The 15,589-nt window shown below is 36.3% G+C and carries 16 protein-coding genes; 6 read left to right on the top strand and 10 right to left on the bottom strand.

The annotated features are described in order from the left end of the window. Positions 1-4 precede the first annotated feature (4 nt). Both IPI65_18800 and IPI65_18795 read left to right on the top strand, forming a co-directional pair. Positions 5-1,633 carry a TonB-dependent receptor gene (locus IPI65_18800; protein MBK7443476.1) on the top strand — a complete coding sequence of 543 codons (1,629 nt, stop codon included), beginning with the start codon at positions 5-7 and terminating at the stop codon, positions 1,631-1,633. A gap of 50 nt (positions 1,634-1,683) precedes the next feature. Continuing rightward, a complete protein-coding gene (locus IPI65_18795) occupies positions 1,684-2,721 on the top strand; it encodes a hypothetical protein (protein ID MBK7443475.1) in 1,038 nt (345 codons plus the stop codon). A 205-nt stretch (positions 2,722-2,926) separates the two neighbouring features. Here IPI65_18795 and IPI65_18790 read toward each other — a convergent pair whose 3' ends face one another. The 4 genes from IPI65_18790 to IPI65_18775 all read right to left on the bottom strand — a co-directional run bounded on the left by IPI65_18790 (position 2,927) and on the right by IPI65_18775 (position 6,059). Further along, positions 2,927-3,505: a hypothetical protein gene (locus IPI65_18790; protein MBK7443474.1), complete on the bottom strand. Its 579-nt coding sequence runs from the start codon at positions 3,503-3,505 to the stop codon at positions 2,927-2,929. A 115-nt stretch (positions 3,506-3,620) separates the two neighbouring features. Further along, the gene (locus IPI65_18785) at positions 3,621-4,571 is read right to left on the bottom strand and encodes a threonylcarbamoyl-AMP synthase (protein ID MBK7443473.1); all 951 of its coding nucleotides are present in this window, start codon (positions 4,569-4,571) and stop codon (positions 3,621-3,623) included. Further along, positions 4,568-5,245 (bottom strand): methyltransferase domain-containing protein, encoded by a 678-nt coding sequence (locus IPI65_18780; protein ID MBK7443472.1) that lies wholly within the window; start codon positions 5,243-5,245, stop codon positions 4,568-4,570. The genes IPI65_18785 and IPI65_18780 overlap by 4 nt, the downstream gene beginning before the upstream one ends. A gap of 19 nt (positions 5,246-5,264) precedes the next feature. Beyond that, positions 5,265-6,059: a M48 family metallopeptidase gene (locus IPI65_18775; GenBank protein MBK7443471.1), complete on the bottom strand. Its 795-nt coding sequence runs from the start codon at positions 6,057-6,059 to the stop codon at positions 5,265-5,267. 158 nt (positions 6,060-6,217) lie between these two features. Here IPI65_18775 and IPI65_18770 point away from each other — a divergent pair, with 158 nt between their 5' ends. Next, positions 6,218-8,476, top strand: a complete 2,259-nt coding sequence (locus tag IPI65_18770) for a TonB-dependent receptor (GenBank protein MBK7443470.1) — start codon at positions 6,218-6,220, stop codon at positions 8,474-8,476. Positions 8,477-8,482: 6 nt separating this feature from the next. Continuing rightward, entirely contained in the window at positions 8,483-8,773 is a 291-nt protein-coding gene (locus IPI65_18765; protein ID MBK7443469.1) for a hypothetical protein, read from the top strand. Here the strand turns inward: IPI65_18765 and IPI65_18760 are convergent, their stop codons facing one another. The 4 genes from IPI65_18760 to IPI65_18745 are packed head-to-tail and all read right to left on the bottom strand — an operon-like array spanning position 8,774 to position 11,962. Beyond that, positions 8,774-9,784: a hypothetical protein gene (locus IPI65_18760; protein MBK7443468.1), complete on the bottom strand. Its 1,011-nt coding sequence runs from the start codon at positions 9,782-9,784 to the stop codon at positions 8,774-8,776. Beyond that, complete coding sequence (locus IPI65_18755) at positions 9,781-10,518, bottom strand: hypothetical protein (protein ID MBK7443467.1); 738 nt, start codon at positions 10,516-10,518, stop codon at positions 9,781-9,783. Before IPI65_18755 ends, IPI65_18760 begins: the two co-directional genes overlap by 4 nt. Positions 10,519-10,559: 41 nt before the next feature. Further along, complete coding sequence (locus tag IPI65_18750; protein ID MBK7443466.1) at positions 10,560-11,066, bottom strand: hypothetical protein; 507 nt, start codon at positions 11,064-11,066, stop codon at positions 10,560-10,562. Positions 11,067-11,098: 32 nt separating this feature from the next. Beyond that, positions 11,099-11,962 carry a hypothetical protein gene (locus IPI65_18745; GenBank protein ID MBK7443465.1) on the bottom strand — a complete coding sequence of 288 codons (864 nt, stop codon included), beginning with the start codon at positions 11,960-11,962 and terminating at the stop codon, positions 11,099-11,101. Positions 11,963-11,996: 34 nt separating this feature from the next. On the opposite strand from IPI65_18745, the gene IPI65_18740 reads away from it, so the two are divergent. Both IPI65_18740 and IPI65_18735 read left to right on the top strand, forming a co-directional pair. Then, positions 11,997-12,641, top strand: a complete 645-nt coding sequence (locus IPI65_18740; GenBank protein ID MBK7443464.1) for a hypothetical protein — start codon at positions 11,997-11,999, stop codon at positions 12,639-12,641. Next, entirely contained in the window at positions 12,638-13,255 is a 618-nt protein-coding gene (locus IPI65_18735; protein ID MBK7443463.1) for a hypothetical protein, read from the top strand. Before IPI65_18740 ends, IPI65_18735 begins: the two co-directional genes overlap by 4 nt. Here IPI65_18735 and IPI65_18730 read toward each other — a convergent pair whose 3' ends face one another. Further along, positions 13,256-13,660: a hypothetical protein gene (locus tag IPI65_18730; protein ID MBK7443462.1), complete on the bottom strand. Its 405-nt coding sequence runs from the start codon at positions 13,658-13,660 to the stop codon at positions 13,256-13,258. Further along, complete coding sequence (locus IPI65_18725; GenBank protein MBK7443461.1) at positions 13,624-15,546, bottom strand: hypothetical protein; 1,923 nt, start codon at positions 15,544-15,546, stop codon at positions 13,624-13,626. The genes IPI65_18730 and IPI65_18725 overlap by 37 nt, the downstream gene beginning before the upstream one ends. Between the last annotated feature and the right edge of the window lie 43 nt (positions 15,547-15,589).

Below are 15,589 nucleotides of genomic sequence, written 5' to 3'. Positions count from 1 at the left end.
GACCATGTTTAAATATATCAATCATATAAAAATAACCCTGATTACAGCCGGAATTTGTTTGGCAGCAACAAACAGTTTTGCGCAAACAAATGTTGGTGATGAAGATGTAGACGTAGTTAGCGGTTATAATCCGGTATTAGCAGATGCAGTTAAAGAAAATTTTTCTGCAGCATTACCTGAAAATAAAAGCAAACCGGAATCACAGGAATATGATATTCCAATTGAGTTTTATCAGATTCCTTATCAGCCGGTTAAGGTTAAACCAATACGTATGCCCGACGCTAAACCGGAAGCCATTGAAAATGTTTTTGTAAAAGCCGGTTTTGGAACACAACTCACTCCGCTTGCAGAAGTATATCTGAACTCTGACCGCAATAAAAAATATAATTACGGTTTGTTTGCAAAATATATTTCTTCCAACAGCAAAATCGAAAATCAAAATTATAATGACCTTAGGGTAGGAGGAACCACTAAATTTTATTTTGATGATAAATATGCGTTGCCTATCAATGCTTTTTATTCGAGAAATACGTTTCATTATTATGGTTACGACAGCGACAGCATTTCTTTTGATGAAAAAGACGTGCGTCAGATTTATAATAATTACGGTGCCAGTTTAGGATTTCACAATATCGGCGACAATCCGCTGAATATGGATTTTGGATTGAAAGCAGGTTTTGATGGTATTATGGATATTAATAAATACAAAGAAATACATCCGTTTTTATCTGCCTGGGGCGAGAAAGAACTGGAAAACAATAGTATTGCCGGTGCAGAAGTTTCGTATGAATATTTCAGCTATTCAGGCGCAACAGAACATGATAATTCACTTGTTGGGGTAAAACCTTATTATAAAATGATTACCGACCAATGGTCATTAAATGCCGGAATTGAAACTAAAGTGGATAAATCGAGCAATGCTTATGTATTGCCCGATGCGGTTTTCAGTTACGATTTAGCAGGCGATAAATTTGTTTTTGTTGCAGGATGGGAAGGACATTTACAGGTAAACAGTTTTGCCAATATTGTAAAAGAAAATCCATTTGTAAACGATACCCTGATTTTTAAAAATACACCAATCAACGAAATTCATGCAGGTTTGAGAGGTTCAACTAATGGTAACTTCAGTTTTGCAGTGAAAGGATATCAGAAACTGGCTAAAGACATGCCTTTTTATATCAACGATTCACTGGATATGAAACGATTCAACATTGTTTATTCTGACGCTACTATTTGGGGAGGAAATCTCGAATTAAGCTACTTTGATGCCGACCGCTTCAGAATAACCGGTTCCTTAAACCTGTTTTCGTTTTCAGAGGTTGCCGAGTTAGCTCAGCCTTATCATCGCCCAAACATGGAATGGACTATCAGTGGTTTATATAAATTCAACCACAAACTGAACATGACTGCCGATATTTTTGGGGTTAATAAGTCGTACGCGTTGTTATCAGACGGAACTGATGCTGAAATTAAAGGGGCTGTAGATATGAATATTAGTGCAAACTACATGTATTCCAAGTATTTCAACATTTTCCTGAATGTAAATAATATGGCTTCGTTCAAATATCAGCGTTATTACAACTATCCATCCTACGGAATCCAGGTGTTAGGCGGGCTCTCCTTCACGTTTTAAACACTCGGTGGATTTCTTCACATTTTTTTAACACCCGAACCGTATGATATTTGCAAATAAATACGGTTCAGGTGTATAAAATCGCGCAACATATCAGCAAACTCCTATACGATCACAATTGTGTGATTGTGCCCGGTTTTGGTGGTTTTGTGACGAATTATCAGCCAGCAAAGGTGCATCCCACCTCATTTATCTTCAACAGCCCTTCCAAAAGTGTGGCTTTCAACGTTAAACTCGTAAACAACGATGGTTTGCTGGTTGATGCCATTTCCAGAGGGGAAAACATCTCTAAATATCAGGCTGAATTGCTGATTAAAGAGTTTGTTGGCCAGATAAACACCGCTTTAGCTGAACATAAGCCGGTAAAACTCGCCGGTATCGGTCGATTGATAATGGATGTTGAAAATAACATTCAGTTTCTGGCTGATAATGCACAGAATTTCCTGATGCAATCATACGGCCTTTATTCCTTCACCGCTCAGCCGATTGTTAGAGAACAAACAACTGTTACCAAAACAATGGAAGCAATTGTAGTTCAAAAACCGGTTAAAAAGAGAAAAGCAACGGATGCATTATTACCAATTGCCGCTGTATTATTATTAACTATGCTTACAATGCAGATTTTTATTCAGAGTAGTATGAATGGTTATAATTATGCGCAGATTTTCGGATTAAATCAGGTGTTTACAAAAAATAATTACTTGCTCGAAAAATATGAGCCGGTAAAATTTGATAAAAATCCTTCTATCGTTTATTTCAGAAGTACTAATCCCGATACCATTTCCGCAACTATTCCTGAACCGGATATAGCTGTTCAGCAGGAAACAATTCAACCGATTGAAAAACCTGTTGTAACCGCACCTAAATCAACCGGATTTTTTATTTCCGCAGGCTCATTTTACAGTGATGCAGAAGCGCAGGTGGTAATTGCCAAACTGAAAGAAAAAGGGTATGATGGTTATATCAAACCTTGGGGCAAATATAAACTTGCTGCTGTAAATATTCCTGACGGCACAACGATTTCCGAATTCCATGAAACCTTTGTAACCACTACCGGGATAAAGGATGCATGGATTTCTAAAAACTAATTTCCACTTCGTTTTATTGCAACATTAAATCAGTATTCAATGCTGTATGCTTGTATGATTTAATAGTATTACACCTATCGAGATTATCTGTGCAACACAATTTAATCACAATGGTAAAGGGTAGTTATGTTACCGGTAACAATTTATAGCATAAAAAAAGCCCCGCACGAATGCGAGGCTAAATTTTATTCAGATTGAAAAAGAATTAATTGTTACTTTTTTTATCTTTTTTCTCTTTCATTTCTTCTTTCATCTTTTCTTTTTCTTCAGGTGTAGCATTTTTGTATTTTTCTTTTACATCATCTTTTTTACCTGCTTTGTCACCTTCTGCTTCTTCACCTTTTTTAGATTGACGATAATCTTTGAATTTCTGCATTTGTTCTTTTGAAAGAACGTTAGAATATTCTTTGAAACGTTGTTTTGTCAATTCATCTTTTTCAGCTTTTGCAGCATCAGCATTTGGATTTTCCATGCCTTTGTATTTGGTTTTTAATTCTTCCAATTTGTTGGCATAACGAAGGTTGATTTCCATTACCTTTTTTTCCTGTGTAGGGTCAAGGTTGCAAATTTCCTTCATTTTTGTAGTCCAATCTTTAGCTGTTGTAGCAGCATCTTTCGACATTTCATCCTGAACTTTATCTTTTTTATCAGATTTATCTGATTTGTCAGATTTTGTAGGTTCAGTTTCAGTTTTAGAAGTTCCTCCTTTTGTAGTCACCTGGGCATAACTGTTATTTAACAGAAAGGCGGTTACCATAACCAGGAGTAAAGTTGCTTTTTTCATTTTGTTTATTGATTTTTTATGATAGGTATATTTGTAAAAACCGTGCCAATCTCATCAACACAGCATTACAGGTGTAAAGGTATAAATATCTTTTGAATTATACATCACTACATCATTATGCTGAAGCCCTTGATAATCGGTCGTTTATAGCAATTCCGATGTCGTGATTCGGAACTTTTTCAGCTAGAATAATTTCTGCACCCGAACCTTCAAGCTTGCGCATAGCAGCAAATAAATTTCTTGCCGCCTCGTGCAGATCGTTATGCATTGTTAATTGTTCACTGTAAATAATGGAAGGATGTTCAATCTTTTTATTGTAGGAGAGTACCCCAATTTTTTTACCCGGATGTTCATTAACCAATTGTAAAATATTACCAAGTATTAAAGGTATTTCAGGCGCATAATGGCTTTTTAACATGCCGGGCGCTAACGGAATGGCAGCATGGGTTAACAACTCAGGCATATACCCCAATTCTGCAGCAAGTAACTCGGCACTTATTCCTCCCGGACGCAATATTTCTATCTTGTTTTGAGCATTTGCACGTATTATCGTGCTTTCTACCCCAATTGTGCATGCACCGCCGTCGAGTATATACGGAATGGCGGCTCCAAGCTGTTGGTCAACATGTAAGGCTGTTGTTGGACTGATTCCCCCAAAGGTATTTGCGCTTGGGGCTGCCAACGGGAAATCCAGTAATTGCAACAATTGCAGGGTAAGTGGATGATTTGGCATTCTGATAGCTACGTCAGGGCTGCCTGCCGTTACGATATCATGCACTAAATCCGATTTAGGTACCAATATGGTTAGTGGTCCCGGCCAGAATTTGATGGCGAGTTGGCGTAGAACATTCGGAATGCCTGAACTGAGAAGCTCAGCCATATCCCAATGCCCGATATGCGCTATTAAAGGGTTAAATAGCGGCCGTTTTTTAATTTCATAAATACCAATCACCGCATCTGTATCAAAAGCATTACCCGCTAAACCATAAACAGTTTCGGTAGGAATGGCAATGTTTTTTCCCGACTTGAGCAACGATGCGGCAATATGTATGTCGTTTCCAATCATGATTTACTCCGATTGCGATAACACAAAATTAAATTGCCACCTGCAACAATTTCAATGGCCTCCGGAAAAACCTGCATTACATTTTTTACTAATTGTGCTTCGAGTTTTCCATTTTCTTCAAGGCGACTAAATAATAAAATGCCATTTGCAGATAATGAGCGTTTAATATTTTCTAAAAAAGGAATGGAATGAAATTGTTGTGGAATAAAACGGTCAATAAATAAATCAACTGCAATCAGGTCGAACTGTTTTTCATTTAATTGCATCCAGGTATACGCATCTGCCTGATGAATGTTTAATTTATCAAATAAAGTTGCTGATGGATAATATTTTTTTGCGAGATGAATAATTGTGCTATCGATATCAACACAATCTACAATACCTTTATAATGAAATTGTGTTTGCAACATATACGGTACACTGCCCAGCCCCAAACCCAATACCAGAGCAGATTGCATGCCGGGTATTTCTTGCTCGATATATTTTAATGCAGTTTTATACGAAGTATATTTATCTTCAAATGAATACGTCGCATTTGTGGTGTTGAGCATGTAGCGACCCTCAAAAAAAATAACTTCCAGTGAACCACTATATTCACCGGAAGTTGTTTCTACAGGTATTTGTTTTAAATAACTGAGTAAATACCTGAAAATATTTCGTTTAGCAGCTGGCACTGCACAAAGCTACGATTAATCAATTTGTTTTATAATATTTCATCGCTTCTACCATGTAAGTATCTTTAATATTGCTAATACGAGTTGCATCACTCGGATGGGTGCTTAAAAATTCAGGTACAGAAGTGCTATTTGCACTCATACGTTCCCAAAATGAAATGGCATTATGCGGATCATAACCGGCAGCAGCCATGAAAATCAGTCCTAACCGGTCAGCTTCTGATTCCTGCGTTCTTGAAAACGGTAACAAAACCCCAACCTGTGTTCCAACACCAACAGCAGTCATAAGCAAATTGCGTGTTTCAGTCGGTTTATTGGCTAAAGCGATGTCTAAGGCTACAAATCCGGTTTCAGCTAATAAACCCTGACTCATACGTTCGTTGCCGTGTTGTGCAATAGCGTGAGCAATTTCATGGCCTAAAACCACCGCAAGTCCTGCGTCATCTTTGGTATACCCAAGAATTCCGGTGTAAACCACAATTTTACCTCCCGGCATACACCAGGCATTCGGCTCGTCGCTTTCAACCAGATTTACTTCCCAGTTATATCCTTCTACCATCTCGCCATAACCTTCTTGTTTTAAAACGTTTACTACTGCAGGTATCAGTTTATCGGAAACACGTTTAACCGCACTGTAATCCTTACCTTTTTCTACAACATCATTTTCTTTTAAAAAGTCGTTATAAGCAGTCAAACTCATCGATATCATCTGACTTTCAGGTAATAAATGCACTTGTTTACGCCCCGTAATCGGCACCCGTGAACAGGCGGCAATCAGAAGGACTAATGCTAAGGGAAACATAAATTTTTTCATAACAATTGATTTGTTTATACAAAGGTACTCAAATCAAATATCGTACTCAAATTTATAAACCATGCCTGATAAGGGTTTTAGATGTGCATAACATCGGTTTTTACATTTTGTCGTAAATCAACAATGCCTATCTTTACCCAACACAACCACACATGATTATGAAGCGAAGTGTTTTGTTTTTATTTGCAGCCTTGTTATTACAATTTACTTTTGCCCAAACAGCAGAATTTTCCGGAAAAATTATTGATGCCAAAACAGCTGAGCCGCTGATTGGTGCAACTATCTTACTCAACAACCAACAAGGGGCTTCAACCGATTTTGAAGGCAAATTTATTATTAGCACTGAGGCAGGAACGTATCAGTTTACAGTTAGTTACATCGGATACGAAAAGTTGAAAGGGGAAGTAATATTATATGCCGGTCAAAAATATACTATCGAATTAAAATTATCTCAGGATGAAAGTATCTTAAATACCATTGTTGTTACAGGCAGTAAATTCGAAAAAAAGATTGGTGAAGAAACAGTTACCATAGATGTTATTAAGGCTGATTTAATTGCGCATACCAATGATGTAAAATTAGACCAGAGTATTCAGCGCATTCCGGGTGTGAGTGTTATTGATGGTCAGGCAAATATTCGTGGTGGTTCAGGATATAGTTATGGTGCAGGCAGCAGGGTTTTATTGTTGATGGATGATTTGCCCATATTAACAGGTGATGCCGGTTTTCCAAGCTGGGATTTTATTCCGATGGAAAATATTCAGCAGGTCGAAATTATTAAAGGTGCAGCAAGTGCGTTATATGGTTCAAGTGCATTAAATGGAATTATTAATGTGCGTACTGCCTATCCTACATCGGAACCTGAAACAAAATTTGGATTTTTTAATGGGGTATATAATGCACCTTCTGATACAGCTCAAAAATGGTGGGATGACAATTTTCCGTTTTTTGCCGGAGCCAACTTCGCACATCGCCAAAAATTTGGTCGCTTCGATTTAGTAACCGGAGCCTATGTGTACACACAGGATAGTTATTTAAAAGAAATTTATCAGCGCAGAGGCCGGTTTAATGTAAATACGCGTTATCGTATCAATGAAAATTTAGCTGTCGGATTAAATGTGAATACGCAGGTAAACCGTTCGTCGAGTTTCTTTTTTTGGGATGGTATTGATTCCGGTTTATATGCGGCAGCACCGGGTACTACAGCCTTTAATCAGGGATTTAAAATTACCATTGATCCGTTTCTTAATTTTTATGATGCAAAAGGAAATCGTCATAAAATATTAACCCGATATTACGGTAATCACAATAAAACAGTGACCACCGAACAAAGTAATTTTAATGATTTATTTTATGGTGAATATCAATACCAAAAACATTTTGATGAATATGCATTTGTGTTAAGTGCAGGTGTTTTAGCTAGTTACACACAGGTGAGTGCTGAATTATATGGTGATTCCACTTATCACTCTTCAAACGAAGCAATGTATTTGCAGGCAGATAAAAAATTGTTTGATAAATTAAATTTAAGTGCAGGATTGCGTTATGAGTTTAATCAGATTTCAGGATTAAATGAATCGCGACCGGTATTCAGAGTAGGTGCAAATTATCAGTTGGCTAAATACACCTTTCTGCGTGCGTCATGGGGGCAGGGTTATCGGTTTCCGACAATTGCAGAAAAGTATATTTCGACAACCGTTACCGGATTAAGTATTTTCCCAAATCCTGATCTTACATCAGAAACGGGATGGAGTGCAGAACTCGGCATTAAGCAAGGCGTAAAAATCAGTAATTGGCAAGGTATGCTTGATGTTTCAGGATTCATTTCTGAATACAATAACATGATGGAATTTACTTTCGGTTATTACCCTTTCCCGGGATTTATGTCGCTGAACATCGGTGACACCAGAATTTCAGGTGCTGAAATTTCATTTATTGGTGAAGGCAAAATCGGAACAATACCAACCACTTTAATTGTAGGTTATACCTATATCGACCCTAAATTCCAGGATTTCGATTCATTACAAAATGTGTTATCCAGTGCAGATTATAATGTATTAAAATATCGTTTCCGACATACAATAAAATTTGATGCTGAAAGCACAATTAAACAATTTAGAATTGGTGTTACCTGCAATTACAATAGTTTTATGGAAGCTGTTGATGCTGCATTTGTTGACCCGATAATTCCTGCAATTAATTTATATATCATTGATGGTTTACAGGATTATCGTGATGCACATAATACAGGAGATTATGTTTTAGATATCAGATTAGCATACAATGTAAATGAAAAAAATGAAGTGGCATTATTGTGTAATAATGTATTAAACCGCGAATACAGTCAGCGACCTGCCATGATGGAAGCGCCAAGAAACTTTACATTAAAATATACGGTTAATATTAATGGTAAATAATTTTTCATGACCCTCGCTGCATTAACAGATAAACTTAGAAAACGTATTACCGAATACCGGCATGATAACCGTATGCAATCAAAAATAAATTCGCCACTCAATACAATTGAAATTGCGCTTGCTTTAACTGAATTTGCTTTGGATAAGGGACGGCCAATAGCAATAGAGGAGGAGCATTGGTTTAATGAAAGTTGGAATATTATTCATAAACTGGAAGGAACAGACTGGGACGATATTATTGATTTATATCGCAACCTTGCCTACAAACTTGGCGAACGAAACTGGTTTAGAAAATAATTAATTGATTTTTAATAAACCAATTTTCCCTGTTCCACCTGCTAATATTACATTTTTACTTTTTGGTGTTACAGCAATAACATTAAAGCTTTCCAAAGAAATATTGAACCAGTTTAATTTATCAGCAATATCTACTCCGGTACTGCCGCAGGTAATTAATAAGGTTGGTTCAATAAATTTTATGCAGGAGCGATAACCATTTGGATTTAAACTTAATGGCGCTTTCCATGCGGTATCATTTTTTACCAGCATCGTAAAATTACCGGTATAATCGTTTGGTGTTAAATAATCGCCACCAACTGCACAGCCTATAGTCGGGTCTAAAAAATCGATAGAAAATATGCCTTTTGAAGGTGCTCCGGTTTGTAATGGAATAGCTTGTGATAACCATGTTGCACCGTGATCATCAGAATAATACAACAAAGTTTTACTGCCTCCGGTGGCAAAAAATACCTGACCTTTTTTGAAATACTGAATCGTACTTCCGCTTGCGGCAAAAGCAGCAACACTATCCGGTGCTATGCAAGAATTAATTGCTGTCCACGTATCACCTTTATTGTTACTATGTAAAATAAAAAATTTATTATTTATCGGGTCGCCAATACAAACACCTTTTTTTCCGGCAAAATCAATTGCATCTAAAAACACTTCCGGTCTGTCATCTTTAAATACCACTTTCCATTTTTCACCACCATCAGTAGATTTTAAAATGCATGCCGGCTGAACACTGCTCATTACCAAAATTGTTTTTTCGCTCAACACTTCAATATCACGAAATTCAGCGCTGTCGTAACCCGGAATTTGTTTGAATTGCCATGTTTTGCCGCCATTCTCCGATTTGCCAACATAACCATTACTGCCGCTGGCCCAAATGGTAGAATCGTTGAGCGCACTTAATCCTCTGATGCTGGTGTTTACACCTGTTTGAATTAATTCAATGGTATATTGTTGTCCGTAAGCAATTTGCGTAAAAAATACGCAAATTAGCAGGTTTCTTAATTTTACAATCATTTGCGCTGATAATTTTCCGGTATTTCAAAAATACCAATTGGGAAATAATTTTCTTTTAATTCAGTTACTTCGAAGGTTCTGGAATAATTTTTACTTTGAACCATTAATTTTAAAACTGCTCCGTCTTCATAACCGAGATATAAAGGAATAGGTACTGCAGATCTGTTAACTTCTGTTTGAATATCGTAACGACTGGAAGGGAATTTAATATCTCTGGCAACCCAAATAAAGGCTTTATCATTTTCGGGAATAAATCCTGAACGTACAATTCGATATTTATCACAAATATGGCCTGCAATGGTTGCTGTTTCATTTAATAATTCCACAGTTGGTGCATAATGATCGGGCATAGTTGATTTTAAAACACCGCTTGGGTCACCTAAATCGGAATATTCACCTAAATGCGCAATTTTTTTAGTGGTGTCTAATTGCCAAACTTCTTTCGTTTGTTTATTTATAATAACATTACCATGCGAAGTGCCACCGTATTCAATCATTCTGAAATGAATGGAATCCAGATAAATATCTACCCGACCAGGACTAAAAGTGTTTAGCGAGGCTGCCAATACGGAGTCGTCGGTAATAATGGTAGAAGAAAAAATAATCTCCCCCCAAAAAATATTTTTATTCGTGGCAGTAATAACTTCCTCTTTTACAGGTTCTTCCTTGGTGTTATTACAAGCAATTAAAACCGTTGAAAACAGTAATGTAAAAAAGTATAATCGAATCGACATAAAGTTATTTTTTGCAAAGATACTCAAATTAGCAGCTTACCTTATTGTGCCGGAATAAAGGATTTGGCTGCATACAATAAATCGTTTCCAATAGTTGATTTATTTTCATAAAGCGTCCAACCGATTACTTGATAAAAATAGAGCTCAGTTTTTATGGTTGTAACGGTATAATAGATTTTGTGCGTATCAAATTTCCCGTCGATAATACTATTCATAACAGGAAACAAATTAATGGTATCCTGCTCAGCATCACTGATATCCGGATTTTTGAGTTGGGTAGCAATACCTTCGCAGGCAAATTGGTGGTAATTTTCGGGTGTAATAATAATCGAATCATCTTCTGTATCCGGAATTTCTTCCCGCATTACCATAAAAAATGTATTATTTAAGCTATCTGAAAAAGCGATGGCGGCCTTGGGATTTAATTTTTTATCCTGCTGTAAATATTTGGGAATGTAGAGTTCAAATGCGCCACGTTTTGTAATTTTATTAAAATTGCTGTAATCGAAACCGGTGTCAGCAGGTTTGCATTGTGCTATTAAAAACACAATTATAAATAGTGGAAATATGTGTTTTACTTTTACCAGGCTTTTCCTTTTTTAAGTTGATAGCGCACAATGGTTTGTTTATCTTCAGTTGAATAATACAATACCATTGTTTTACGATCGGGTGCAAAACTTAATCCTGAAATAAAATAAAAGCTTTTAAATTCATCGGTAAACAAGGCAGGGAAACTGAATGGTTCACTAGTTGATTTACGTGATGCATAATAAATACGGTTATTAGCGATGATAAACATATTTTTTTCATCTTCGCTAAGCCAGCTACTCACAATTTCCAAATTAACCTGACCATCAAATTTTATTTCTACGGGTGCAGAAAATGAATCCTGAATAGAATTACGTTCAGCATATAATATTTTAAAATTGCGATTGTAATAAATATGCAACCCATCGGGCGATAACCAAGGGTAAGCATCACTTTCAAGCGGGTCGTTTAATTCGGTTAGCATGCGGGTTTTTCCGTAACTGCCATCAGCCTGTTTTACGGCTATTGCTAAATCATTATCGTTCCAACCTGCAAATAAATTGGATACATACACTACAACTTCTTCCTTATTGGAGGCGCTGCATTGAAAATAACGGACAGAATCGGGTGCATTTGGGAGGTTGAAAGGTTGAATTTTTTTGTCGTTAGCAGTAGGATTTAGGTCTATTGCGTATATATCTGACATCAAATTCACATAATCTTCCAGCTCACCATCCAGCAACCCTAAAATAAAATGGTCACCACTTTTCGTTAATTGTCCGGGGCCTATTTCATAAGTGTTGGGAATTTTAAGGGTATCAACATAGCTGAAAAGCCCGTTTGTAAGGAACTGTGACTGCGAAAATGCTGTTACAGAATAGAAAAAGCAGATAATAAGCGGTAGTTTTGCTTTCATAATCGATTATTACACAAAAATATAAATTTAAATTATGCCTGATAACATCTACAAAATGAATGTAGCAAGATTGGCAGATGATGAAATTTTGGATGCCCTTCGCAACTACGACAAGTATGTAGATGACATGCTGATTGAGTTGATTAACGAATGTGAGCGACGAAAATTGCCTTTGCAGGGTGTTGACAGACTGAGAACGATGGTTGAAGAGCGTCTGGCAAAAGTTGAAGTTGTGAACGATGTATTTGAAACCCAAGAGATAAAACCTGAAGAACCATTACCGGTTTTATTTTCACAATCTACCATTTTCGCATTTTCTATATTTTTTTCGCCTTTGAGCGGAGGTATTTTATTGGCAATAAATATTGCTAAAATAAAAAAATCAGGTGCCTGGCTGGTAGCGGCAATTTCACTGGCTATATCGATGCTGGTGGGTGTGGTTAATTATTTTTTTATACCGCCGGGAAGCGTTTTTGCAGTTTTTTTACTTGGTGCTGCAGCATTTATAATTTCACAATTACTCTGGAACCGATTTATTGGCAAAACCGTAAATTATGAGCGAAGAAGTTTTGTTATTCCACTTGTAATAACCTTGGCATTAATTATTCCAATTGCCTATTACGCATATTTACATCCCGAATTATTTCAATTACCTACAACACCTACAACAACCAAATGAAAAACATTGCAATTGCCGGCTTAGTGCTGTTTTTATCTATTGCTTCAACTGTAAAAGCTGATTCACCATTAACTTCTACCTATTTTGCAACCAGCTATTACAACTATCCGATTGTGGCTGAGGCAGAACTTTCCAGACAAGTAAATGATGCTGTTGCTGCTTTTTTGTTAGATGAAAAAAATCCGATTGACGCTAAGGCCGCAGTTATTAATGCCATTGGTTGGTCGTATGATGGCACTAAAAATGCTGATAAGTTTAAAGAATATCTTGCTAAAGCAAAAGGCATTACAACTGCACAAATAAATTTAGATAATTTGACGGCACATCAATTATTTTGCCTTGGTTATTTACAGGCAATGGATAATTATTTTGAATTAGATGAAGCTATTAACATACTGGAAAAAGCTGCTGCAAAAAATAAAACCAGTTTCACCATTCAATTAATTTTGAACGTAACCAAAAGCACAAAAACAATGGATACAGATTGTTGTAAAGGATGGACATTAACTGCAGATGTGCTCAACAATAAAACGTTAAAGCGTGATATGAAAACAGCCGCTATCCAGAGTGTGGTTGATTACATGATACTTTACAAAGCTGATTGTTATTACTAATCAGGGTTTATTTAAAAACCATTTACTGATTGTTTTTTCTGCCTCTTTATTGCAAGGATTAAAATCTTTGGCATAATCGGCGCTGAAATCCATGTAGCTAGGCCATTTCCAGATGTAAATACCATTTATCCATTTTTCATCATCCATAGCTTTTATCATAGCCTCATAACATCTGCGCTGACTTGTTTCATTATATTCCTGCTCATCAGCATCCTTATGCGGCTGAATCCATGGTGCGGCAATGCTCTTAAATCCAATTTCAGTGAATACCACAGGTAACTGATATTTGGCATGCACTTTTTCTATGATATCCAGATTTTTTTCGAATGCAGTTAACAATTCAGCATCGGTTGGATTATTTGAAGTACTTAAAGGGTAATAACAATTAACAGAAATAAAATCCAATTTATCCCAAAAGAAACGGACTCAAATTCGGTACCCCAGTTGGCTGCATAGGTAATTTGTCCGGAGTATACCTTACGTACTTTATCAAACAATTCATCCCATTTATTATGTTCAGATAATGATGCATTTTGAAATTCAACACCAATACAAAACATATCAAAACGATAAATTTCAGCCATAATCGCATAATGCATAATCCACTCTTCGTAATATTCGAAAAATAAATTCCAGTCTGCCTCATTTTGCATCGTGATATCACCCGTCCATCCCAACCACGACCATAATTGTGGTTTCAGCATAATGGACATACCATTTTGATGTGCCGTGTAGGCAGCATGAATTATACTAATATCATTTTCGCCACCGGCGCCTGTTGTATAGTGGAAAGGGTAGGGCTTGGTCAACGATTGAAAGCCGCTATAGGGAATAAGTGTTAATGAATTTACACCGAGTGTTTTTAATTTAGCTATTGAGTTATCTGACTCTGAACCCATGTATCCATTATAAATCTGGTAACCTTCATGGGCATAATTAAATCCTTTTAAAAAGTTTTGTTTTTTTGCTGTCGATTTAATTGATGCTATGGGTGAAGCAGCAGCAGTTTTAATTACATATTGATGCCATTCATTTTCCAATCCCAATAAATAGCTGTCGTTTTGCTGCCATTTAAGGTAATTCATTAAAAAATTATCTTTCCCTTTTTGTTGAATAAGAAAATCTACAAAACTTGCAGCTGCAATGTGTGCAAGATAATCTGATTCGCCTTCAAAAGCTTCGTTGCTCAATAAATTTTTTAAAGATGGTAATGCATCACCGCCAGCAAGATTTCCTGCCAGATAATGATAATTTGTATTTTGCCAGTTTGCTGTGGAAACCACTGCCAGTCCTTCTTCCAGCGCCATAATTGATGGTTCGCCTAGCAAATTTCTTGCAACCAGCATCGCTAATGTTTCATCATATTTCCCATTGAACTCATTATTGATAACACTATGAATAGCATTCACAGTGAAATCAATGTTACTTTGTGATGCTTCATTTAACATGAGGGCTTTCAATTCAGCACTTTTATAAATATGATAAGTGATATTGGTATTTAATGTTTTACCCGTAAAGTTTTCAAGACTGCTGATGGTTTGTTGTGCAGTTGCGTCAAATGTATTTATAATACCATCCACATCAGCTGCACCGTGATTGATATATTTTAAATGTGTGGTTGATTTTATTTCTTTACCTGAATAATCAAAATCCCAATGTAATTTTTTATCTATTGTCCACAATGTTGTGCTGTCGTTTGAAAAATTACCCAACACTGCTCTTTGCCCTTCGTCATAAATCTGATAACCCCAATTATCCCAATAAAAATAACCCCATGATTCATCAAATTGTTTTTGAATAAATTTCACCAACTCATCTTCATTATTTCCTGAAATAACTGTTAACGGCATTTTAGGATTGTATAGATTAGGGTAAAAGGATATTTTAAATATATCGGTTTTATTCTTGTAGGTTTTATTGTCGAATACAAATCCGTTTTCAATAAAACGAATCGGTAAATTGTCGTTTATTCGGTTAAGCACCAAATTGGCCTTTGTTCCAACAACATAAATAGGATGATTTTTGATTTGTTGTTCTGTAACTTTATCATCACGAACAGCCATTACTTTAAAACGATCATCCGGTATATTCATAGCAGCAACGCCATTTACTATAACATCGGTAACGGCATAATCTTCCTTAGCATATATGATATATACCGTATCGGCATCCCGAAACGTTTCCATCAAATTTCTTTTAGTTGGCCAGGAATTAGGAATATTTGTTTGTTCTGATGTAACAGCTCCACAAGAAATCATCAGAAATGCAAGATAAAAATACCAGTAACGCATAAGTAGCGCAAAATTATCGGAAAAATTGGGATATCTGCTGCTT

This window comes from Bacteroidota bacterium (assembly GCA_016706255.1).
Lineage (GTDB): Bacteria > Bacteroidota > Bacteroidia > Chitinophagales > BACL12 > UBA7236.
The sequence above is the reverse complement of the archived record's forward strand: the minus strand, read 5'-3'. Positions and strand labels throughout refer to the sequence as shown.

What these genes read in the sequence shown, in the direction of transcription:
- IPI65_18800 (MBK7443476.1), top strand. Translation starts at nt 5, where the DNA reads ATGTTTAAATATATCAATCATATAAAAATAACCCTGATTACAGCCGGA.
- IPI65_18790 (MBK7443474.1), bottom strand. Translation starts at nt 3,505, where the DNA reads ATGAAAAAAGCAACTTTACTCCTGGTTATGGTAACCGCCTTTCTGTTA.
- IPI65_18785 (MBK7443473.1), bottom strand. Translation starts at nt 4,571, where the DNA reads ATGATTGGAAACGACATACATATTGCCGCATCGTTGCTCAAGTCGGGA.
- IPI65_18775 (MBK7443471.1), bottom strand. Translation starts at nt 6,059, where the DNA reads ATGAAAAAATTTATGTTTCCCTTAGCATTAGTCCTTCTGATTGCCGCC.
- IPI65_18770 (MBK7443470.1), top strand. Translation starts at nt 6,218, where the DNA reads ATGAAGCGAAGTGTTTTGTTTTTATTTGCAGCCTTGTTATTACAATTT.
- IPI65_18765 (MBK7443469.1), top strand. Translation starts at nt 8,483, where the DNA reads ATGACCCTCGCTGCATTAACAGATAAACTTAGAAAACGTATTACCGAA.
- IPI65_18760 (MBK7443468.1), bottom strand. Translation starts at nt 9,784, where the DNA reads ATGATTGTAAAATTAAGAAACCTGCTAATTTGCGTATTTTTTACGCAA.
- IPI65_18755 (MBK7443467.1), bottom strand. Translation starts at nt 10,518, where the DNA reads ATGTCGATTCGATTATACTTTTTTACATTACTGTTTTCAACGGTTTTA.
- IPI65_18745 (MBK7443465.1), bottom strand. Translation starts at nt 11,962, where the DNA reads ATGAAAGCAAAACTACCGCTTATTATCTGCTTTTTCTATTCTGTAACA.
- IPI65_18740 (MBK7443464.1), top strand. Translation starts at nt 11,997, where the DNA reads ATGCCTGATAACATCTACAAAATGAATGTAGCAAGATTGGCAGATGAT.
- IPI65_18735 (MBK7443463.1), top strand. Translation starts at nt 12,638, where the DNA reads ATGAAAAACATTGCAATTGCCGGCTTAGTGCTGTTTTTATCTATTGCT.
- IPI65_18725 (MBK7443461.1), bottom strand. Translation starts at nt 15,546, where the DNA reads ATGCGTTACTGGTATTTTTATCTTGCATTTCTGATGATTTCTTGTGGA.